19 protein-coding genes are annotated in these 19800 nt (G+C 71.2%); 5 read left to right on the top strand and 14 right to left on the bottom strand.

Annotation, left to right across the window (positions count from 1 at the left end; all coding sequences use genetic code 11):
• Nucleotides 1-12: 12 nt before the first annotated feature.
• The 7 genes from ACFOGJ_RS23560 to ACFOGJ_RS23530 all read right to left on the bottom strand — a co-directional run bounded on the left by ACFOGJ_RS23560 (nt 13) and on the right by ACFOGJ_RS23530 (nt 6830).
• Nucleotides 13-615 carry a tetratricopeptide repeat protein gene (locus tag ACFOGJ_RS23560; RefSeq protein ID WP_379905242.1) on the bottom strand — a complete coding sequence of 201 codons (603 nt, stop codon included), beginning with the start codon at nt 613-615 and terminating at the stop codon, nt 13-15.
• 95 nt (nt 616-710) lie between these two features.
• Complete coding sequence (glcF, locus tag ACFOGJ_RS23555; RefSeq protein ID WP_379905240.1) at nt 711-2060, bottom strand: glycolate oxidase subunit GlcF; 1350 nt, start codon at nt 2058-2060, stop codon at nt 711-713.
• Between the two features lie 16 nt (nt 2061-2076).
• The gene (gene glcE / locus ACFOGJ_RS23550; RefSeq protein WP_379905238.1) at nt 2077-3339 is read right to left on the bottom strand and encodes a glycolate oxidase subunit GlcE; all 1263 of its coding nucleotides are present in this window, start codon (nt 3337-3339) and stop codon (nt 2077-2079) included.
• Nucleotides 3339-4826 carry an FAD-linked oxidase C-terminal domain-containing protein gene (locus ACFOGJ_RS23545; protein WP_379905236.1) on the bottom strand — a complete coding sequence of 496 codons (1488 nt, stop codon included), beginning with the start codon at nt 4824-4826 and terminating at the stop codon, nt 3339-3341. The genes glcE and ACFOGJ_RS23545 overlap by 1 nt, the downstream gene beginning before the upstream one ends.
• Before the next feature lie 308 nt (nt 4827-5134).
• Nucleotides 5135-5260: a type B 50S ribosomal protein L36 gene (gene ykgO / locus ACFOGJ_RS23540; protein WP_379905234.1), complete on the bottom strand. Its 126-nt coding sequence runs from the start codon at nt 5258-5260 to the stop codon at nt 5135-5137.
• A 110-nt stretch (nt 5261-5370) separates the two neighbouring features.
• Nucleotides 5371-6066: a DsbA family protein gene (locus ACFOGJ_RS23535; RefSeq protein WP_379905232.1), complete on the bottom strand. Its 696-nt coding sequence runs from the start codon at nt 6064-6066 to the stop codon at nt 5371-5373.
• Nucleotides 6063-6830 carry a VOC family protein gene (locus tag ACFOGJ_RS23530; protein WP_379905230.1) on the bottom strand — a complete coding sequence of 256 codons (768 nt, stop codon included), beginning with the start codon at nt 6828-6830 and terminating at the stop codon, nt 6063-6065. Before ACFOGJ_RS23530 ends, ACFOGJ_RS23535 begins: the two co-directional genes overlap by 4 nt.
• Nucleotides 6831-7035: 205 nt before the next feature.
• Here ACFOGJ_RS23530 and ACFOGJ_RS23525 point away from each other — a divergent pair, with 205 nt between their 5' ends.
• Entirely contained in the window at nt 7036-7656 is a 621-nt protein-coding gene (locus ACFOGJ_RS23525; protein WP_379905228.1) for a PA14 domain-containing protein, read from the top strand.
• 7 nt (nt 7657-7663) lie between these two features.
• Here ACFOGJ_RS23525 and ACFOGJ_RS23520 read toward each other — a convergent pair whose 3' ends face one another.
• The 3 genes from ACFOGJ_RS23520 to ACFOGJ_RS23510 are packed head-to-tail and all read right to left on the bottom strand — an operon-like array spanning nt 7664 to nt 11593.
• Nucleotides 7664-8890 (bottom strand): acetate/propionate family kinase, encoded by a 1227-nt coding sequence (locus ACFOGJ_RS23520; RefSeq protein ID WP_379905226.1) that lies wholly within the window; start codon nt 8888-8890, stop codon nt 7664-7666.
• Nucleotides 8891-8913: 23 nt separating this feature from the next.
• The gene (locus ACFOGJ_RS23515) at nt 8914-10215 is read right to left on the bottom strand and encodes a bifunctional enoyl-CoA hydratase/phosphate acetyltransferase (RefSeq protein WP_379905224.1); all 1302 of its coding nucleotides are present in this window, start codon (nt 10213-10215) and stop codon (nt 8914-8916) included.
• A gap of 19 nt (nt 10216-10234) precedes the next feature.
• Nucleotides 10235-11593, bottom strand: a complete 1359-nt coding sequence (locus tag ACFOGJ_RS23510) for an aminotransferase family protein (protein WP_379905222.1) — start codon at nt 11591-11593, stop codon at nt 10235-10237.
• A gap of 265 nt (nt 11594-11858) precedes the next feature.
• Here ACFOGJ_RS23510 and ACFOGJ_RS23505 point away from each other — a divergent pair, with 265 nt between their 5' ends.
• The 4 genes from ACFOGJ_RS23505 (at nt 11859) to ACFOGJ_RS23490 (ending at nt 15456) form a co-directional block, all read left to right on the top strand.
• Complete coding sequence (locus tag ACFOGJ_RS23505) at nt 11859-13262, top strand: cytochrome ubiquinol oxidase subunit I (RefSeq protein ID WP_379905220.1); 1404 nt, start codon at nt 11859-11861, stop codon at nt 13260-13262.
• Between the two features lie 84 nt (nt 13263-13346).
• A complete protein-coding gene (cydB, locus tag ACFOGJ_RS23500) occupies nt 13347-14351 on the top strand; it encodes a cytochrome d ubiquinol oxidase subunit II (RefSeq protein ID WP_379905218.1) in 1005 nt (334 codons plus the stop codon).
• A 146-nt stretch (nt 14352-14497) separates the two neighbouring features.
• Entirely contained in the window at nt 14498-15124 is a 627-nt protein-coding gene (locus ACFOGJ_RS23495; protein WP_379905416.1) for a hypothetical protein, read from the top strand.
• Between the two features lie 26 nt (nt 15125-15150).
• Nucleotides 15151-15456 (top strand): winged helix-turn-helix domain-containing protein, encoded by a 306-nt coding sequence (locus ACFOGJ_RS23490; protein WP_379905216.1) that lies wholly within the window; start codon nt 15151-15153, stop codon nt 15454-15456.
• A 58-nt stretch (nt 15457-15514) separates the two neighbouring features.
• On the opposite strand, the gene ACFOGJ_RS30350 is transcribed toward ACFOGJ_RS23490, so the two are convergent.
• Genes ACFOGJ_RS30350 through cydD form a run of 4 tightly spaced genes read right to left on the bottom strand, consistent with a single transcriptional unit; the run spans nt 15515 to nt 19794 of the window.
• Complete coding sequence (locus ACFOGJ_RS30350) at nt 15515-15832, bottom strand: bestrophin-like domain (protein WP_449288603.1); 318 nt, start codon at nt 15830-15832, stop codon at nt 15515-15517.
• Complete coding sequence (locus tag ACFOGJ_RS23480; protein WP_379905212.1) at nt 15730-16254, bottom strand: bestrophin-like domain; 525 nt, start codon at nt 16252-16254, stop codon at nt 15730-15732. Before ACFOGJ_RS23480 ends, ACFOGJ_RS30350 begins: the two co-directional genes overlap by 103 nt.
• 5 nt (nt 16255-16259) lie before the next feature.
• Nucleotides 16260-18023, bottom strand: a complete 1764-nt coding sequence (gene cydC / locus ACFOGJ_RS23475) for a thiol reductant ABC exporter subunit CydC (protein ID WP_379905210.1) — start codon at nt 18021-18023, stop codon at nt 16260-16262.
• Between the two features lie 4 nt (nt 18024-18027).
• On the bottom strand, nt 18028-19794 hold the full coding sequence (cydD, locus tag ACFOGJ_RS23470) for a thiol reductant ABC exporter subunit CydD (protein WP_379905208.1): 1767 nt from the start codon (nt 19792-19794) through the stop codon (nt 18028-18030).
• Nucleotides 19795-19800: the final 6 nt, after the last annotated feature.

Here is a 19800-nt window from a genome sequence, read left to right as displayed (position 1 = left end):
TCTAGATCTTGCCTAGATCTTGCGGCCGCGGACAACGGGCTGCAGCGCCTCGACCCGCGACTTCAGGCCAGGCATGAACGGGTTGACCGCCAGCGCCCGGCGGAAGGCCTCATAGGCTTCCGCCTTGCGGTCCAGTTCGTCCATGATCAGGCCGCGGCCGGACAGCGCGCCGAAATGGCGGGGCTCCAGCTCGAGCACCCTCTCGATATCCGCCAGCGACAGCTCGTACTCCTCCAGCAGGTAGTAGAGGGTCGCGCGCTTGTTCCAGGCCTCCGCGAAGTCGGGCTTCAGCTCGATCACGGCATAGAACAGGTCCATGGCGTGGGCCAGGTCGCCATCGTTCATCAGCCGGGTACCGGCGCCCAGCAGCAGGTCGGCAGTGGGGCTGCCGGATTCCGCCCAAAGGGTGAGGATTCGCTGCTCCACCTGTTCCGCAGTGGCGCGGTTGCCGCTTTCGCGGAGGGTTTCGTACAGCCTGTTGAGCCGCTCCGCGCGGCTCGGTGTCTCCGCCTCTGCGGCGTCGGGTGCAGGCGTCGCCGCGGCGGTCTCGTCCGCGGCGGCGGGTGTGAAAGCCAGGGCCGGCAGCAGCACCGCCAGACCCATGACAGCCGTCATGGCAGCAGCAGGTTTCTGGGTCATGCCCTGATGGTAGGGTGCCGCCCTGCGGCCGGCAAGATGACGCTATTCCGCTACCGCTATCCCCCCTGCCACTACCCCGCCGCGGCAAGCGGGCCGGCCACCAGGTCGAGGCCTGCGGGCGCCGGCCCGCCGGTCGCCCAGTCCAGCAGCTCCACCGTATGAACCGCCGGCATCTCCAGGACCGGCGCCAGCTGGGTCAGGCAGCCGATATTGCCCGTGGCCAGGACATCGGCGCCGGTACGCCCGACATGGCCGGCCTTGCGGTCGCGCAGCCGGCCCGCCAGTTCCGGCTGCAGGATGTTGTAGGTCCCGGCCGAACCGCAGCACAGATGCCCCTCGGCGATCTCCCGCAGCTCGAAGCCGGCATCCGCCAGCAGCCGCCGCGGCGCGGCAACCACCTTCTGGCCGTGCTGCAGCGAGCAGGCCGCGTGATAGGCCACCCGCAGCGGCCGCGGCGCGCGGGCCGCCGACAGGTCCAGCCCCTCTGCCGCGCCGGCGGCGCAGAATTCGCTGATGTCCCGCGTCCGCGCAGCCAGATCCGCGGCCGCGCCGGCCAGCTCCGGATCCTCGCGCAGCAGGAAGCCGTAATCCTTCAGCATGGTGCCGCAGCCGGAGGCATTGACCAGCAGGGCATCGAAGGCGCCCGCAGCTTCCGCCCGCCGCAGCGCCCGGACATTGGCCCGCGCCGCGGCATGCGCATCCGCCTCGCGCCCCAGATGGTGGACCAGGGCGCCGCAGCATCCCAGGCCGTCGGGCACCACCACCTCGCAGCCATGACGGGTGAGCAGGCGGATCGTCGCCGCGTTGATCTGCGGCGCCAGCGTCTGCTGCACGCAGCCGGCCAGCAGGGCGACCCGCCGCCGCCGCGGCCCCTCCGCCGGAAAGACGCTGCCGCCGGGCAGCGCTTGCGCCGGCGGCAGCGCCTCCGGCGCCAGCTCCAGCATGGCCCGCAGACGTGCCGCCAGCGCACCCCCGCGCGGCAGCAATCCCCGGCCCAGCCGCGCGAGGGACGCGCCCCGCATCGCCAGCCGGAACAGCCCGGGGCGCGGCAGTACCGCGGCGAGGAGCGCGCGCAGCGCACGTTCCGCAACCGGCCGCCGGTAATGTTCCTGCACATAGGCGCGACCATGGTCGACCAGATGCATGTAGTGCACGCCGGAAGGGCAGGTCGTCATGCAGCTGAGGCAGGACAGGCAGCGGTCGATATGGGTGACGGTGGCCGGGTCGGGCGTTCCCCCGCCCTCCAGCATCTCCTTGATCAGGTAGATGCGGCCGCGCGGGCTGTCGCGTTCGTCGCCCAGCAGGACATAGGTCGGGCAGGTCGCCGTGCAGAAGCCGCAATGCACGCAGTTGCGCAGGATCTGTTCCGATTCCCGGGTCGCCGGATCCGCCAGCTGCGCCAGGCTGAAATGGGTCTGCATCGCCTCTCCCTCGCCCCTAGCCGCCGGCGCCGGGCGGATCGGCCGCAAGCCGGCCGGGATTGAGCACCCCCTGCGGATCCATCCCCGCCCGGATCCGCTCCGCCAGCGCCGCCAGGCCGGGCGCCTGGGGCTGGAAGACGGGCACCGCCAGGCGCAGCGCCTCCGGCCCGCGCAGCAGGGTCGCATGGCCGCCGCCATGGGCCTGCAGCAGCCGGCGCAGGGCCGCGGCATGGCCGTCCGCGGCAGAAGCCGCGGCGGCGAGCCAGACCAGCCCGCCGGCCCAGTCCAGGAAGGCGGCGCCGTCGCCCAGCAGGCCCTCCGCCTCCGCCGCCGCCAGGAAGGACGGACCGCCGGTCGGCGGCAGGGCGATGCGCCAGACCGGCCGCTCGGCCGGTGCCGCCAGCGGCGCGGCATCGCGGACCGCGGCCCAGAACGCGGCCGAGTTGTGGCTGTGCAGTTCCTCCATCTCCGCCCCGCCGCCCAGCAGGCGCCGCAGCGCCGCGCAACGCTCGGCGACCGAGATGGCGGTGCCCTCCAGGCGCAGGGCGGTGACGGCCGTGCCGGGAGCGGCGGCGCGGTCCACGCCGCAGCCGGCCGCCAGCCCGGCCGGCAGCCATGCCGCCGCGCTGACATCCAGCGGCGCGCCCATCGCCCGGCGCATCGCGGCTCCGGCCGCCTCCACCGGTTGGCCGAACAGCAGCAGGGTGCGGGTCTTCTTCGGCCGGGGCAGCACCTTCACCGTGACCGTGGTCATCACCGCCAGGGTGCCGAAGGAGCCCGCCAGCAGCTTGCAGAGGTCGTAGCCGGTGACGTTCTTGACCACCCGCCCGCCGGTCTTGAAGGCCTCGCCACGGCCGGACACGGCGCGGGCGCCCAGGAAATGGTCGCGCGCCGCCCCCGCCTGCGGCCGCCGGGGGCCTGCAAGGTTGACCGCCAGGCAGCCGCCCAGGCTGCCGGCATCGGCAGCACCCAGCAGCGCCTGGGGCCGGAAGGGTTCGAAGGCCAGCTGCTGCGCGCGATCGTCCAGGGCGGCCTGCACCTCCGCCAGCGAGGTGCCGGCGGCGGCGCTCAGCACCAGTTCCTCCGGCTCGTAGAGCAGAATGCCGCTGAGGCTCGAGAGATCCAGGGTCGCGCCGGCCTGCACCGGCCGCCCGATCCCCTCCTTGCTGCCGCGGCCGCGGACAGCCAGCGGCACGCCTTCCGCCGCCGCCCAGGCCACGGCCTCGCGGACCTGGTTTTCATGCTGCGGGCCGAAATGCGCCGGGGAAGCCGCCGACATCAGAAGCGCGGGATATCGGGAAACGGCATCTGGCCGCGATGGATATGCATGCGGCCCAGTTCCGCGCAGCGATGCAGCTCCGGGAACATCTTCCCCGGGTTCAGCCGATGGTCCGGGTCGAAGGCGCATTTCATGCGCTCCTGGTGCGCCAGGTCGCCGGCATCGAACATGGTGCCCATCAGGTCGCGCTTTTCCACGCCGACGCCATGCTCGCCGGTCAGCACCCCGCCGACCTCGACGCAGAGGGTCAGGATCTCGGCGCCGAACGCCTCCGCCCGCTCCAGCTCGCCGGGCGCGTTGGCATCGTACAGGATCAGCGGGTGCAGATTGCCGTCGCCGGCATGGAACACGTTGGCGACCCGCAGGCCGTAGCGGGCCGACATCTCGTTCATCCGCGTCAGCACTTCGGACAGCCGGGCGCGCGGGATCGTGCCGTCCATGCAGTAATAGTCGGGCGAGATCCGGCCGACCGCCGGGAAGGCCGCCTTGCGCCCGGCCCAGAAGGCCAGACGCTCCTCCTCGCTGCCGGACACCCGGGCGGAGGTGGCGCCGCAGGTCCGGGCGATCGCCTCCACCTCGGCGATGCTCTCGGCCACCTCCTCCTCCGGGCCGTCCAGCTCGACGATCAGCAATGCCTCCGCGTCGCGCGGATAGCCGGCATGAACGAAATCCTCGGCGGCGTGGATCGCCGGCCGGTCCATCATCTCCATCCCGGCGGGCACGATGCCGGCACCGATCACCCGCGCCACACAAGCGCCGGCCGCTTCCACCGCGTCGAAGGCCAGCAGCAGCGCTGCCTGACTCTGCGGCTTCGGCAGGATGCGCACGGTCACCTCGGTGATCACGCCCAGCAGCCCTTCAGAGCCGCAGACCAGGCCCATCAGGTCCAGCCCGCCGGCATCCAGGTGGCGGCCGCCCAGGCGCAGCACCTCGCCGGTCATCAGGACCAGCTCGACACCCAGGATGTTGTTGGTGGTCAGGCCGTATTTCAGGCAGTGAACGCCGCCCGAATTCTCCGCGACATTGCCGCCGATGGTGCAGGCGATCTGGCTGGACGGGTCGGGGGCGTAGTAGTAGCCCAGATCCTGCACCGCCTGGGTCACACCAAGGTTGGTGACGCCGGGCTGCACCACCGCGCAGCGATTCTCCAGGTCAATGTCCAGCACCCGGTTGAACTTCGCCATGCCCAGCAGCAGCCCGTCCGCCAGCGGCAGCGCGCCGCCGGACAGCGACGTCCCGGCACCGCGCGGCACCACCTTGATGCCCAGGTCCTGGCACAGCTTCAGGATCGCCGCGACCTGGTCGACTGTCTCCGGCAGGACGGTGGCCAGCGGGCGCTGGCGATAGGCGGTCAGGCCGTCGCTCTCGAAGGCGCCGAGGGAGGCATCGTCGGCGATCACGCTGTCCGCCGGCACGATGCGGCGCAAGCCTTCCAGCAGCCGCGGCCGGGCGGCGATTGCCGCCTGGTCCGGTTCCGGCATCTGCACGATCACCTCCCGCCGCTTCGCGGCTTGACCCGGGGGCGACAGGACCGGATTCCGGCTTCGCCCGATTTCTCTGTCTTCGGAGGATGATGGGGCGGCGGCGCCCCGCATGACAAGGCCGCCGGGAATGCCGGCGGCCGGATACCTGGATCAGAATGTGGGATCAGAATGTGGGATCGGGCTGCGGCGAATCCTGCTCCCGCCGGGACAGACCTGTCCCGTGGCGCGTCAGCGCGCGCAAGACCCGCACAGTCCCGCAACGATGGGACAGGACCGGATCGTCAACCCTGAATGCCTCAGCCCCAGGGGGTTCAGCCCTGGCGGGCCTTGAAGCGCGGGTTCTTCTTGTTGATGACGTAGACGCGACCGCGGCGGCGAATGACGCGGCAGTTACGCTCGCGCTTCTTCGCCGACTTCAGCGAATTGATGACTTTCATGACCGGACCCAACCGAAACCAGAAACAACCGAAAACCGGACAAAAAAACGCGCGCCGGGGATGGGGTCGCCCCCGTCCGCACCGGCGCACGCCGTTCCGAGCCGCGGTTTCTAGCCAGCCCCTTCGCCGCTGTCAACCGGCGACATGCCCAGATCGGCGGCATTGGCCGGCAGTTCCCCGGTGATGCGGTAGCGGACCAGCGGAAGCTGCTCCCGCCCCCAGAAGCCCTCGTCCTGCCAGCGGTAGAACGGCACGCCGAAGACGCCGGCTTCCTCCGCCTCCGCCCGCAGGCTGTCGTGCATGGCCCGCCCTGGCCCGGCCAGCCAGGCCGCGAAACCGGCCGTGTCGGCCCCGGCTTCCGCCAGCAGGCCAGCGATCACCGAGGCATCCTCGATATCCAGTTCCCGCCGCCAGAACGGCGGGAAGGCCAGGTCCAGGAAGCGGTCCACGATCGCCCGGTCCTGCCCGCGCGCATAGAGCATGGCGATCGAGGCGATCGAGGAATCCCAGATCTTCTGCGTGCCGCGGATCGTCAGGCCGCGCAGGTTGGCGTAGCGGCGCACATCCATGTAGGAATACTTCACTTTGCGCCATTGATGGGCGGTCCGGTCCTGCTCGATCACCCGACCGTCAGCATCCAGCCGGGCGCTGCCCAGATAGTCCGGGATGTTCAGGGTCAGCGGCAGCCAGTCCAACGTCACGCCGCAATCCCGGGCCAGCTTCCGGGTCGGGTCCAGGGCCAGATAGGCATAGGGGCTCTTGACGTCGACATAGGCGGTGAGCACCCCGCCACCGGCGCCACTCACTGTTCGAATTCCAGCCGCACGCCGCACAGATAGACCGCGCCGTCCGGCCCGGCACGGTCGCGGCCCGCCGCGGTCGCCCGCACGCTGCCGGCATCGGCGGCCCGGAAGGTGATGCCGGTCATCTCCTCCCCGCTGCCGTCGGTCGGCGCGGGCGCGAAATGCAGCTCGGCATTGTCCAGGGCCATCACGAGCACATCGTCGCGGCGCACCAGCGGGCGGTCCAAAACGGCCTGCCAGCGCGCGGCCAGCGCTTCGGGGTCGGCCGCGGTCAGGGTGACCGCACTGACGCCGGTGACCCGGTCGGTCCGCTTGTGCGCCTCCCAGTCCGGGCCGGCCGGATGCCAGCCGCCGGTCGGATCGTTGCCGCGCTGCTGGTCGATCTCCAGGAAGGCCGCACCGGTGTCCCGCGGATGCAGCTGCCAGCAGGAATAGCCATCGCCCTCGTCGGTGAACTCGAAGGCGGTGCGCACCTGTGCCGCTGCGGCACGGGCGCGGTAGGCGGCCTGATCGTCGGTCTGCAGGATCACCATGTAGCCCGCATCGCCGCCGCGACGATCCATGAAACGCCCGGCCGGTGTGTCCGCCGCGGTCGGCGCCACCACCTCCAGGAACTGTGTCCCGACGGGAAAGACCGCATTCTCCAGCCCCCACTTCGCCACCGCGGGATCGCGATAGGCCGGCGAGAGGCCGAGGATCGCCGCGATGTCCTCCTCCACCGGCGCGAGGTCGCGCGCCACGAGGCAGACCTGTCTGAGATGCAGCATGCGTATCCCCCTTTAAATGCCTTGTCGCTGTCGTTGCCGCTTGTGTCTTTTCGGGAGCGGAGTGTGCGCCCGCCCGCCCGTCCGTCAAGCCGGCCGGCGGGCCCGGTGCCGGCAGCGCCGTGCAAAGCCGGGCGGGCTCCGCTAGTCTCCTGGCGGATTTCTTGCTTGTACCTGTGCGCAGTGTCCCGAAACCGGAGAGAGGATCATGGCCCGTTCCAACGCCTTCCTGCCCGCCCTCGCCGTACCGATCGGCAGTGCCCGTGCCGCCATCGCCGGCGCCGCCCTGCTGGGGCTCGCCCTGGCCGGCGGGTCGGCCGCCCTCGCCGCCGGCAGCGACGGCGCAGGGCTGCAGCCCGGCCTGATCGCGACCTACGACTATACCTATGGCGGCGTGCGCCACCTGGACGAGGTGCCCTGGGACGACATCACGACCTCCGGCTGGAAGGCGGAGCCGATTCCCTTTCTGGACCATACCTTCCGCAACCAGGACGTCTTCGCCTCCGGCGTCGAGGAGAAGGTGGTGATGTTCATCACCGGCTTCATCCACCTGGCCCAGCCCGGCGACTATGCCTTCGTGGCGAAGTCCAACGACGGCGTGCGGGTTTTCATCGACGGCAAGCAGATCCTGGAGGATCCCGACGTGCACCGGGACCGCTTCTCCGAGCCCGGCACGATGACGGTCAGCGAACCGGGCTGGTATCCGCTCGACATCCAGTACTTCCAGCGCAAGGGCACCGCGGCGCTCAGCCTGTACTGGCAGCCGCCCGGCACCGACAACCTGGTGCCGGTGCCGGCGGACGCCTACCGCCACAAGCCCCGGGGCTGAGGCGGCGTCAGTTCCCCCGCCCGGCATTGCCCGCGACCACGTCGCGGGTGTGCCGGGCGATCATGCATTCTTCGTCGGTATCGATCGCCCAGGCCGAAGGGCCGTCGCCCGGAAGGGTCAGCCGCGGCCCATGGCCGTCATTGGTGGCCGGATCCAGGCGGAAGCCCAGGAAGGCCAGCCGCTGCAGCACCGCCGCCCGCACCGGCGCGGCATGGGCGCCGATGCCGGCGGTGAAGACCAGGGCGTCGATGCCGCCGATCGCGGCGGCCATCTCGGCCACGCCGCGGGCCACGCGCTCCACGTAATAGCCGACCGCGCGGCGCGCGCCCGTGCCGCCATCGGCCAGCAGTGCCCGCATGTCGGAGATCCCGCCGGACAGGCCCTTCAGGCCCGACTCCCGGTACAAGAGGTCGCTCAGCCGCCGGCTGTCGAAGCCCTCCGCGTCCATCAGGTAGAGCAGGACGCCGGGATCGATCTGGCCGCAGCGGCTGCCCATCGGCAGCCCGTCCAGGGCGGTGAAGCCCATGCTGGTGGCCTGGGAGACGCCGTCCACCATGCCGCAGAGGCTGGCACCGTTGCCCAGATGCGCCACCACCACCCGACCGGTTTTCTCCCGGCCCAGAAGCTCCGGCAGGCGGCCGGCGACAAATTCGTAGGACAGGCCGTGAAAGCCGTAGCGCTCGATGCCCGCCTCGAACCAGGCATAGGGCAGCGCGAACAGCCGCGACCGCTCCGGCTGGCTGCGATGGAAGGCGGTGTCGAAGCAGGCGACCTGCGGCAGAGCGGGATAGAGGGCGGCGACCGCGTCGACCGCCGCCAGGTTGTGCGGCTGATGCAGCGGCGCCAGCGGCACCAGCGCGCGCAGCCGGTCGATCGCGGCAGGATCCAGCAGCAGCGGCGCGGCGAAATCGCGGCCGCCATGCACCACCCGGTGGCCGATCGCGACGACCTGCGCGCCATGCACATGCCCCGGCAGCCAGTCCAGGATCGCCGAGAGCGCCGCGCGATGGTTGCCGGCCCCTGCCGGCAGGCTGTCGTCCGCCACCCCCACCGGCCCGTCCGGGCCGGGTTCGAAGGCCTCGAAGCGGGCCGGCACCCCGCCGCCGCCGAGGCCGGAAACCTGGCCATGGCCGATCTCCGCCGGTTCGGCCTCCGGCACATCCTCTGGCAGCGCATAGGCGGAGAATTTCACGCTGGAGGAGCCGGCATTGATGGTCAGGATCGCCCGGGTCACGGCCCTCCCCCCGTCGCCGGTCGTCAATCCGCCGGCTTCACCAGCATGCCCTGGCTGCGGGCATGGGCCAGCATCACCGCCAGCGCGCAGGAGGCAAGCCGCGCCGCCGGCCCGTCGGCGCGGCTGGTCAGGACAACGGGAACGGAGGCCCCCAGCACCAGCCCCGCCGCCTCGGCCCCGGCCAGATATTCCAGCTGCTTGGCGACCATGTTCCCGGCCTCGATATCAGGCACCAGCAGGATGTCGGCCTGCCCCGCCACCGGCGACCGGATATGCTTGGTCTCCGCCGCCGCGACGGAAACCGCATTGTCGAACGCCAGTGGTCCGTCCAGCAGCGCGCCGGCGATCTGGCCGCGATCGGCCATCTTGCACAGCGCGGCGGCGTCCAGGGTGGCCGGCATGCGCGGGTTGACCGTCTCCACCGCCGCCAGGATCGCGACCTTCGGTTCGGCGATGCCGACGGCATGGGCCAGGTCGATGGTGTTGCGGGCGATGTCGCGCTTCTGCATCAGGTCGGGGGCGATGTTGATGGCCGCGTCGGCGACGAACAGCGGCCGCGGATAAAGCGGCACGTCCAGGCAGAAAGCATGGCTAATCCGCCGGTCGGTGCACAGCCCGTCCCGGCGGTCGACCACCGCCGCCATCAGTTCGTCGGTATGCAGGCTGCCCTTCATCAATCCGGCCAGGCCGCCGTCCCGCACCGCCGCTACTGCCGCCTCCGCCGCGGCATGGCTGTGCGGCACGTCCTTGCGGTCGAAGCCGCCGAGATCCAGGCCCGCTGCCTCCGCCGCCGCGTCCAGCTTGTGGCGGGGCGCATAGATCACCGGGTCGATCAGCCCGGCGGCGGCGGCATCGGCCATGCCCTGCAGCGCGGCGGCATCGACGGGATGCACGACGCCCAGCCGCATCGGCCCGAAACCGGCGGCCCGCTGCACCAGGTCGTGCAGGAAATGCGGCCGTGCCGGACCGTCGCCCGCGACCGTTGGCGGTGCCGCCTCGACGACGATCCGTCCCTGCATCAGCACCCGGCCGCCGGCATCCCTGCAATGGCAGTCCAGGGTGACCCGCCGGGCGGCCGCCGGGCCAGGGACCGGATCGCTGGCTGCGACCTCGGCCATCGCCTCGACCCGGCTGCCGGGATCCGGCGCGGTCACGAAGGACAGGCCCTCCGACGTCCAGCGGACCTGCCGGCCCGGCAGGCGCCGCGCCACCATCTCGCCCAGCAGGGCGCCCAGCCAGGCGCTGCCGGCGCCGTCGGGGGCGGTGTCGGCAAGGTCGAGCCGTTCGCCAGCGGCGATATCCTGCAGAAGCCCGTCGGCCGTCATGCCATCCCCCGGTCCGGTCTCAACCGCAGGCCGCCACCGCGGCATCGATCGACTCGCGCAGCACCGCGCCGATCAGGTCGATATCCGCTTCCGTCACCACGAAGGGCGGGCCCAGAGTGACGATGTCCCGATGCACCTTCGTGCCGCCAGGATAGAAGAACACGCCGCGCGACAGGCCTTCCGACACCACCTTGAAGCTCAGCCCCGCCTCCACCGGGAAGCGCTCCAGCGTGTCGCGGTCGCGCACCATCTCGATCGACCAGAGCAGGCCTTTGCCCCGCACCTCCGCAACGTTCGGATGTTGCCGCAGCGGCGCCAGGGCGGCCTCCATCCGCGGCTCCAGCGCCGCCACCCGCGCCACCATGTCCTCGCGCTCCATGATCTCCAGCACGGCATCCGCGGCAGCGCAGGCGGCAGGATGGCCGCCATAGGTGTAGTACATCAGCTGCTGCCCGGTCTCCGCCAGCGGGCGGGCCAGTTCCTCGCCCGCATAGACGCCGGCGATCGGCGCATAGCCGCCGCTCATCCCCTTGCCGCCGACAAGGATGTCCGGCACCACGTTCCAGTGGTCGACGGCGAACTTCGCGCCGGTGCGGCCGAAGCCGGACATCACCTCGTCGGCGATCAGCAGCACGCCGTGCCGGCTGCAGATCTCGCGCAGGCGGGGCCAGTAGTCGTCGGGCGGGACGAAGGAGCCGCCGGAGGATCCGACCACCGGCTCGGCGATCACCGCGGCGACATTCTGCGGCCCCGTCTCCCCGATCAGTCGGTCGATCGCATCGACGCAGGCGGTGCCGCAGGTCGGCCGGCTGAGGCCCAGCGGGCAGCGCAGGCAGTAATGCGGCGGTGCCTTCGGCCAGTCCGGCAGCCAGTCCTCGAAGCCGGCGCGGCGTTCGGCATGGCCGCCGACCGCCAGGGTCATGATGCTGGCGCCGTGATAGGACAGGTCGCGGCCGATCACCACCCGGCGCTGCGGCTCGCCGCGCGCGACATGGACCTGGCGCGCCAGCTTCAGTGCCACCTCCATCGCCTCGGTGCCGCCGCTGTTCAGGTGCACCCGGTCCAGGCCGGGCGGCAGCCAGCGGTCGCGCAGGCGCTCCACCAGCCGCAGCCGGCTGTCGGTCTGGAACGGCGGCACGACATAACCGAAGCGGCGCACCGCGGCGGCCATCGCCTCCGTTACGTCGGCGCGGCCATAGCCGATATTGCCGACCACCGCGCCGCCGGCAGCGTCGAGGATGCGCTGCCCTTCCGGCGTGTAGAGATAGGGCCCCTCGGCGCGGTCGACAGTCAGGTTGGCGCCGAAGGGGACGAACGGCCAGGGCCGCTCCATGTCGACCGGATGTGTCCCCGGCGCCTGCTGTACCGCTTCCGTCATCGCCTGCCCCTTCGCCACCGTTGCGCCGGCTTGTCCGAATTTGCGGCACCGGCCGGCCCAGATGCCGCACCGGGCCTGCGCTGCTTGCTGCGCTGCACCGCTTTTGCGAAACTTCCCAGCGAACGTCCGGCGGGGCAAGGCCAAACAGACGGACCGACGGCGACGGCGACGACAAGGCGCCGCGGTGACCGGCGGACCGGGCCGGCGGCGGGATCTTGGGGGAACCTGGCATGGACCGGCAGGTCCGTGCGGGCACGGGGGAAGCATGGAAACCGAACTGGTACTCCTGTCGCGGCTTCAGTTCGCGTTCACCGTCACCTTCCACATCATCTTCCCGTCCCTGACGATCGGCCTGGCCGCCTGGCTGGCGACCCTGGAAGGCCTGCATCTGTTCACCGGCAATGCCGACTATCGCCGGGTATTCAACTTCTGGATCAAGCTGTTCGCCGTGTCCTTCGGCATGGGCGTCGTGTTCGGCATCGTCATGGCGTTCCAGTTCGGCACCAACTGGTCGGTGCTGTCGGGCAAGACCGGCAATATCCAGGGACCACTACTGGCCTATGAGGTGGTGACCGCCTTCCTGCTGGAGGCGACCTTCCTGGGGGTGGTGCTGTTCGGCCGCGACCGGCTGCCGCCCTGGGCCTATTTCCTGTGCTGCTGCATGGTCGCGATCGGCACCACCCTGTCGGCCTTCTGGATCATGGTGAACAACACCTGGATGCAGACCCCGGTCGGCTTCGAACTGGACGCCAACGGCTATTTCCTGCCGACCAGCTGGTACGACATCATCTTCTCCTACGCCGTGTGGATGCGCTTCCCGCACATGCTGTTCGGCGCCTACCTGACCACCTGCTTCGTCGCGGCCGCGACCGGGGCCTGGTTCCTGCTGCAGAACCGGTCGCCGCGGCAGGCGAAGATCATGGTGACGATGGCGCTGGGCCTGGCCGCGGTGCTGGTGCCGGTGCAGATGGTCTTCGGCCATCTGAACGGGACGGAGATCAACGAAACGCAGCCCGCCAAGCTGGCCGCGATCGAGGCCCGCTGGGAAACGCAGCAGCCCGCCTCCCTGACCATCATCGGCATCCCGCTGCCGTCGCAGGAGCGCAACATCCTGGCGATCGACATCCCGGTGCTGGGGTCCTGCATCGACGCCGGCGACTGCAGTGCCGAGGAACCGGGCCTGAAGAGCTTCCCGCCGGAGGACCGGCCGCCGGTGGTCATCCCCTTCTTCACCTTCCGCATCATGGTGGGCATGGGGGTGATCATGCTGGCAGTGGCCTGGTACGGCATGCTGCTGCAGGCGCGCGGGCGGCTCTATACCAGCCGCTGGTTCCTCTGGGTCGTGGTGGCCTGCTTCCCGGTCGGCTGGATCGCGGTGATCGCGGGCTGGTACACGGCCGAGGTCGGGCGCCAGCCCTGGGTGGTCTACAACCACCTGCGCACAGAGGACGCCCATTCGCCGCTGACCCTGTTCGACCTGATCGTCTCACTGGCCGGCTTCGTCATCCTCTACCTGGCGATCGTCTCGGCCGGCGCCTGGTACATGCTGCGCATGGTCCGCTACGGCCCGCAGCCGGACGACGAACCGATCGACGATTCCGGACAGCTGGGTTCCTCGAAACGGCCGCTGGCGGTCCCGCGGGAGACCAGCCTCGGCATCGGCGAATAGCGTGGCCCGGCAGCGGGCACTGGAACAGATGGGCAGCGGGCCGCTGCATCCCGGCACGGGCCGGGCGCTTGGGAGAGAGCCGTCATGACCGTCGATCCGACACTGGCCGTGATCTGGGCCTGCATCCTTGCGATTGGCTTCCTGATCTACGTCGTCCTGGACGGCTTCGACCTGGGCATCGGCATGCTGTTCGGGGTGGCGGACAGCGAACATGACCGCCGGGTGATGATGAACTCCGTCGCGCCGATCTGGGACGGCAACGAGACCTGGCTGATCCTGGGCGGCGCCGGCCTGTTCGCGGCCTTTCCCGTCGTCTACGCCTCGCTGCTGCCGGCGCTCTACCTGCCGGTGATCATCATGCTGATGGCGCTGATCATGCGCGGCGTGGCCTTCGAATTCCGCTACAAGGCGACCGGCGGCTATCGGACGATCTGGGACCTGGGCTTCGTGCTCGGTTCCGGTGTCGCATCGTTCTGCCAGGGCGCGGCGCTGGGCACCCTGATGCAGGGCCTGCCGATCGAGAACGGGCAGTATGCCGGCGGCCCCTTCATCTGGTTCAACGCCTTCAGCCTCTATTGCGGCTTCGGCCTGATGGCCGGCTACATGCTGCTGGGCGCGACCTGGCTGGTCCTGAAGACCGAGGGCGGGCTGCAGGAATGGTCCTACCGGCGGATCCGGCCGCTGATGATCGTTGTCTCGCTGTTCCTGCTGGTCGGCGTGCTCTGGATGCTGATCGACTATTCGCATATGGGCCAGCGCTGGTGGCGCAACCCGGAATTCCTGCTGCTGCCGCTGGGCGGGCTGGTCGCCGCCTGGCTCTTGTGGCGCAGCGTCGACCGCCGCCAGGAACTGATGCCGTTCTGGGCCGCGGCGGCCGGCTTCGGCCTGGCCTTCGTGGCGCTCGCCTTCTCGTTCTGGCCCTATGTCATCCCGCCGTCGGTGACGATCTACGACGCCGCGTCGGTCAGTGCCGCGCAGACCTTCATGCTGCACGGCATGGCGATCCTGCTGCCGATCGTCCTGATCTACACCTGCTTCGTCTACTGGATCTTCCGCGGCAAGGCGACGGCCGAGATCGAGTACGACTGAGGCCGGGCCGGCGCGGCGGCCCGCAGCGCCGCGCGTCCGCATTCCGCCCTCCGGCAGCGCCGCAAATCCTTCCACGCTATTGCGACCAAACACCAACTTGTTTATATTATAAACTAGTTGGTGTTTGATGAGAGGGGGATGCAGCCATGATGGCGGGCAATCCGGAGGCGGGGCGGGACGATCTCGCCTATCTGCGCGGCGTGCTGGAGGACCGGCGGCCGGGGATGCGCATCGGCGGCCTGCTCTACGGGGCCGCCGGACTGATCTACGGCACCCAGGTGCTTCTGGTGGCGGCCGACCTGTCGGGGGTCCTGCCGCTGGGCGATGTTCACGGCTGGGCAGCGGTGGTCGCCAATATCCTGTTCTTCGGCCTGATCGCGGCGACCGTCTGGACGAACCGGCACCAGCTGGAGGTTCGGGGCACCGCAAACCGCGCCATCGCCGCCGGTTTCGCCGGCGTGGGCTTCGCCAATGCCGCCGCGGCAGCGGCCTTCGCCCTGGTCATGATGCGGACCGGCAATGCGGAGGTCTGGCTGCTCTTCCCGGTGGTGGTCAGCGCCTTCCAGGGCGCGGTCTGGTACCTGTTCGCGGCGCTGGCGCGGCGCTTCTGGATGGGTGCCGTGGCGGCCGGCTGGTTCGCGGCGGCCCTGGCGGCCGGCGCCCTGATCGACCGGCAGGGCGCCTACTTCCTGGTCTTCGCCCTGGCGCTCTACCTGCTGATGGCCCTGCCCGGCCTCGCCCTGCTGCGGGCTGCCGGCAGCGGCCGGTCCTGACCGCGACCGGAGAGGGGGCCATCTTCATGGCACCGCCGGATATCGGCAGGATCGACGAGGTGATCCACGGCCGCCTGCGGCTCGGCGTCATGGCCTATCTGGCCAATGCCGAGGCGGCCAGCTTCACCGAGATGAAGGAGGCGCTGGAGGTCACCCAGGGCAACCTGTCGGTGCAGCTGCGCAAGCTGGAAGAGGCCGGCTATGTCGCCGTCGACAAGAGCTTCGTCAGCCGCAAGCCGCTGACCACCCTGCGGCTGACCGAGGCCGGCCGCCGGGCATTCCGCGACTATCTGGCGGCCCTGTCCGACGTGATCGGCCAGCCGCTGGGATAGGCCAATGGGGCCGGGGGCCGGGGGCCGGGACCCGGGGCCCGTCAGGGCCTGAGGGCGATCAGGTCCGGTCCAGCCGCACGCCGCCGGTATAGGGGCTGTCGTGCAACGCCCGGAAGAAGAAGACGGTGGTGGTGCAGATCGCGAAGACGGTCATCACAAGGCGCCCGGCGCGCGGCCGGTCCAGATGCACCATGGCGATCGCCAGATAGCTGAACAGCGCGAGCACCAGGACCGTCACCCGGGCGTTCAGCTGGCCATGGCTGCGTCCGATCGTCAGCCTGTCCTCCCGCCGGTGCTGGATCTCCTCGACCGCGGACAGCAGGCGCCGCGATCCGGCATTGCCACCGCATCGGCCAGGCGGAGCGCCGCTTGCCACATCGTACCCAGGGCCTCCTGCGCGGCCGGGTCGGGCCAGCGGTTGTAGCCTGCACCCCATTCTCGGTCGACGACCGCGCGCAGGCAGCGCTCCTGCGCGGCGCGCGCCGCGGCGCCGGGCGCACCCGCTGCCGCGGCAAACACGGCATAGCGCTGCAGCGCGGCATGCTCCGCTGCCGCCGCATCGGTTGCCCGGCGCTTCTCGGTCCAGACGTCGGACGCCAGGAAGCCCAGGAACAGGGCGAAGATCGTGGTGATCGCTGCGAACGACGAGGCCACCGGCAGCAGGGTCGCCTCGCGGTGCCAGCGGCGATGCAACAGCGCCAGCAGCAGGCTGCCGGCACCAAGGCCCAGGCCTGCCACCAGCAGGAAGACGAGCAACTGGAACAACCAGGGCCGGTCGAAGAAGATCAGCGAATCCAAGCCCGTCAATCCGCCATCGCCGTCGTCGCCGCCGCGGCCATCAGGCGGTGGCTGCGCGCATAGCCGCCGTCCGCGGCCAGCAGACCGGCATGGCTGCCGCGCTCCTTCACCCGCCCGGCCTGCAGGTGCACCACCTCGTCCATGTCGTCCAGCGCCGTCAGGTCATGGGTCACCCAGACCATGGTGCGGCCCGCGGCCAGTTGCCGGAGTGCCGCCCGCACGGTCGCGGCAGTCTCCCGGTCCAGCCCGGCCAGCGGCTCGTCCAGCAGCAGGATCGGCGGGTCGCGCAGCACCACGCGGGCGAGGGCGAGACGCCGGCCCTCGCCGCCCGACAGGGTCTGTCCGTGCTCGCCGACGAAAGTGTCCAGTGTATGCGGCAGCCGGTCGACGAACTCCGCCAGGCCGGCGATCTCCAGCGCCGCCCACATCGCGGCATCGTCGGCCGCCGGGTCTCCCAGGGCCAGGTTCTCGCGTACCGTGGCGGCGAAGATCTCGCTGCTCTGGGACAGGCTGCCGACCATGTCGTAGAGGTCGGCCTCCGACAGTGCCTCCAGCGGCACGCCGCCCAGGGTGATGCGCCCCTCCTGCGGCAGGTGGAAGCGGAGCGCGAGGTTCAGGATCGTCGACTTGCCCGCACCGCTGGGCCCGGTCACCGCGACATGCCGGCCGGGCGGCAGGTCCAGGTCGATGTCCTGCAGCACCGCCGGCCCGTCCGTCGCATAACGGAAGCCGACGGCTTCGAACCTCAGATGCAGGTCGCGCGGCCGCGGCGCCGGCTGCACCGGGTCGACGACCGCCGGCCGGCGCTCCGCCACCGCCAGCAGCCGCTCTGCCGCCTGCCGCACCTGGCCGAGATACTGGTAGGCCATCGGCAGCGGCGCCACCGCCTCGAACAGCCCCATCAGCCCGAGCATGACGAAGGCCAGCTGGGGCGCGGACAGGGTCGCCGCCTGCACCATGCCGGCGCCGAACACGAAGGCCAGCAGCACCGCCGCCTGGCCGGTCAGGCCCACCGCTGCATTGAGCCAGCCGGTTAGCCCGCTCATCCGTGCCTGCTGCGCCAGGAAGGTCGCATCCAGCGCCTCGAAGGCGGCCGCACGGCGGCCCGACCGGTCGTAGACCAGCAGCTCCGCCATGCCGCGCCCGGCATCCAGGGCCTCGGTCCGCAGGGCGGCGCGCAGCACCGCCAGCTCGCGCCCCGTCCTCATCCCGGCCCGCGCCGCGATCCAGGGCAGCGCGATCCCGCCCAGCAGCATCAGCAGGGCGGCCGCAACCGCGGCTTCCGGGATCAGCCAGGGCAGGACGAGGACCAGCAGAAGGAAGGCGACGCAGGCGACGGCGGAGGGTACCAGGACCCGCAGGTACAGGGTGTCGAGCGCATCGATGTCGGCCACCACCCGGTTCAGCAGGTCGCCGGCGCGCAGGTCCTGCAGCCGCGCCGGCGACAGGGGCAGCGCGCGGCGGAAGAACCAGGACCTGAGGTCCGACAGGACACGGAAGGTGCCCTCGTGGGTCAGCAGCCGCTCGCCATAGCGGCCGCCGGTGCGCAGCAGCGCGAAGAAACGCACGCCGGCCCCCGGGCGGTAGATGTCGAAGGCCCCGGGATTGGCCATCGACAGGCCCGCCAGCGCCGTCGCCGTCAAGAACCAGCCGGACAGGGACAGCAGGCCGACGACCCCCAGCAGCACCACCACCGCCATTGCCGCGCCGCCGGCCAGCCAGGCCCAGTGCGGCCGGAACATGCGCAGGAAGAAGAGCAGCGGCCGCATCGGGTCAGCCTCCCGCCCCCTGGGTCCCGTCCGCCGCGATCGCGGCGCCGCAGCGCCCGCCGGCGACCGGGATCACCCGGTCCGCCATCGCCGCGACCGCCGGGCTGTGGGTGGCCACGACCAGGGTCCGCCCGGCCGCCGCGGTGCGAAGCACGGCCAGGACCCGCGCCTCTGTCGCCGCATCCAGGCGCGCCGTCGGCTCGTCCAGCAGGTAGAGGTCCGCCGGACGATAGAGGGCACGTGCCAGGGCCACCCGCTGCGCCTGGCCGCCGGACAGGCCCAGCCCGTTCTCCCCCACCACGGTGTCGAGGCCCTGCGGCAGGTCGCGGGCGAAGTCCAGCACGCCGGCGGACCGTGCGGCGACCTGCAGTCGTTCCGGGTCGGGCCGCGCGTCGCCGAGCGCGATATTCTCCGCCAGGCTGCCGTGGAGGACATGGGCCTGCTGCCCCAGCCAGGCGATGCGGCCGTGCCAGTCGGCCAGGTCCAGCGCCGCCGCCGGGCAGCCGCCAAGCCGCAACTCGCCCGCGGTCGGGGCGACGAAGCCGGCCAGCAGCGCCAGGATCGACGACTTGCCGCCGCCGCTGGGTCCGACCAGGGCGACATGCTCGCCCGGGGCGACCTGCAGGTCGGCGCCGGCCAGGGCGGTGCGGGTCTCCCCCTCCGCCTCGTCCGCACCGGCATAGTCCAGCCGCACCCCCCGCAGCAGGAGCGCAGGCGGGCCGGGCGGCGCGGCTTCGCCGCCCGCCTCCGGCAGCGGCTCCTGCAGGAAGCCGCGGATGCCCTCTGCCGCGCCGAGGGCGGCGGCGCGGTCGTGGTAGTGGCTGGCCAGCTGCCGCAGCGGCGCGAAATATTCCGGCGCCAACAGCAGCAGGAACAGCCCGGTGAACAGTGTCTGCTGCGTGCCGCCGAAGTCGAGCATGCCCAGCAGGTTCAGGCCGATATAGAGGGCCACCAGGCCGATCGACACGGCGGTGAAGAATTCCAGCACGCCCGACGACAGGAAGGCGATCCGCAGCAGCCGCATCGTACCGCGGCGATAGTCTTCGGCGACCTCGTGGATCGCCGCCACCTCCGCCGCGCCGCGGCCGAACATGCGGATCGTCGACAGGCCCCGCAGGCGGTCCAGGAAGTGGCTGCTCATCCGCGACAGGGCGGTGAACTGGCGCTCGTTGAGCACTTCCGCGCCCATGCCGATCAGGGCCATGAACAGCGGCACCAGGGGACCGGTCACCAGGAACAGCAGGCCCACCACCCAGTCCACCGAGAACGCGGTCGCGAGGATCGCCAGGGGGACCAGGACGGCCAAAGCGGTCTGCGGCAGGTAGCGCGCGAAATAGCCGTCCAGCGCCTCCACCTGCTCGATCAGCAGGCTGGCCAGACCGCCGGAATGGTGCCGGCGCAGGCGCACCGGCCCCAGACCGGCCATATGCGCACGGATCTCGCGCCGCAGCCGGGCCTTCACCGCAAGGGCGGTACGGATGCCCAGCCGCTCGCTGCCCCAGCCGCACAGCGCCCGCCACAGGAAGACCAGGACCAGAAGGAGCATCGGCTGCCACAGCGCCGCCGGGCCCGCCCCGTCCACCGCGACGGCGGCGACCAGATGCGCGATCAGCAGCGCCTGGGCGATGACCGCCAGGCCGCCCGCGGCACCGCACAGCACGGTCGCGACCACCCGGCCGCGCACCGGCCGCGCCAGGTCCCGCAGCCAGCGGCGCCCCGCACGCCTGGCCTCGCGACCGGGCTGCGGCTCCGCTACGCCTGCCGATGCCATGCCGTG

The sequence above is a fragment of the Marinibaculum pumilum genome (assembly GCF_042646425.1).
GTDB classification, from domain to species: Bacteria; Pseudomonadota; Alphaproteobacteria; order Ferrovibrionales; family Ferrovibrionaceae; genus Marinibaculum; species Marinibaculum pumilum.
The sequence above is the reverse complement of the archived record's forward strand: the minus strand, read 5'-3'. Positions and strand labels throughout refer to the sequence as shown.

Excerpts from the sequence above, each read along its gene's own strand:
- ACFOGJ_RS23530 (WP_379905230.1), bottom strand. The coding sequence starts at position 6,830 with ATGCTGCATCTCAGACAGGTCTGCCTCGTGGCGCGCGACCTCGCGCCG.
- cydC (WP_379905210.1), bottom strand. The coding sequence starts at position 18,023 with ATGCGGCCGCTGCTCTTCTTCCTGCGCATGTTCCGGCCGCACTGGGCC.
- ACFOGJ_RS23490 (WP_379905216.1), top strand. The coding sequence starts at position 15,151 with ATGGCACCGCCGGATATCGGCAGGATCGACGAGGTGATCCACGGCCGC.
- cydD (WP_379905208.1), bottom strand. The coding sequence starts at position 19,794 with ATGGCATCGGCAGGCGTAGCGGAGCCGCAGCCCGGTCGCGAGGCCAGG.
- ACFOGJ_RS23510 (WP_379905222.1), bottom strand. The coding sequence starts at position 11,593 with ATGACGGAAGCGGTACAGCAGGCGCCGGGGACACATCCGGTCGACATG.
- ACFOGJ_RS23495 (WP_379905416.1), top strand. The coding sequence starts at position 14,498 with ATGATGGCGGGCAATCCGGAGGCGGGGCGGGACGATCTCGCCTATCTG.
- ACFOGJ_RS23505 (WP_379905220.1), top strand. The coding sequence starts at position 11,859 with ATGGAAACCGAACTGGTACTCCTGTCGCGGCTTCAGTTCGCGTTCACC.
- glcF (WP_379905240.1), bottom strand. The coding sequence starts at position 2,060 with ATGCAGACCCATTTCAGCCTGGCGCAGCTGGCGGATCCGGCGACCCGG.
- ACFOGJ_RS23515 (WP_379905224.1), bottom strand. The coding sequence starts at position 10,215 with ATGACGGCCGACGGGCTTCTGCAGGATATCGCCGCTGGCGAACGGCTC.
- cydB (WP_379905218.1), top strand. The coding sequence starts at position 13,347 with ATGACCGTCGATCCGACACTGGCCGTGATCTGGGCCTGCATCCTTGCG.
- ykgO (WP_379905234.1), bottom strand. The coding sequence starts at position 5,260 with ATGAAAGTCATCAATTCGCTGAAGTCGGCGAAGAAGCGCGAGCGTAAC.
- glcE (WP_379905238.1), bottom strand. The coding sequence starts at position 3,339 with ATGTCGGCGGCTTCCCCGGCGCATTTCGGCCCGCAGCATGAAAACCAG.
- ACFOGJ_RS23560 (WP_379905242.1), bottom strand. The coding sequence starts at position 615 with ATGACGGCTGTCATGGGTCTGGCGGTGCTGCTGCCGGCCCTGGCTTTC.
- ACFOGJ_RS23525 (WP_379905228.1), top strand. The coding sequence starts at position 7,036 with ATGGCCCGTTCCAACGCCTTCCTGCCCGCCCTCGCCGTACCGATCGGC.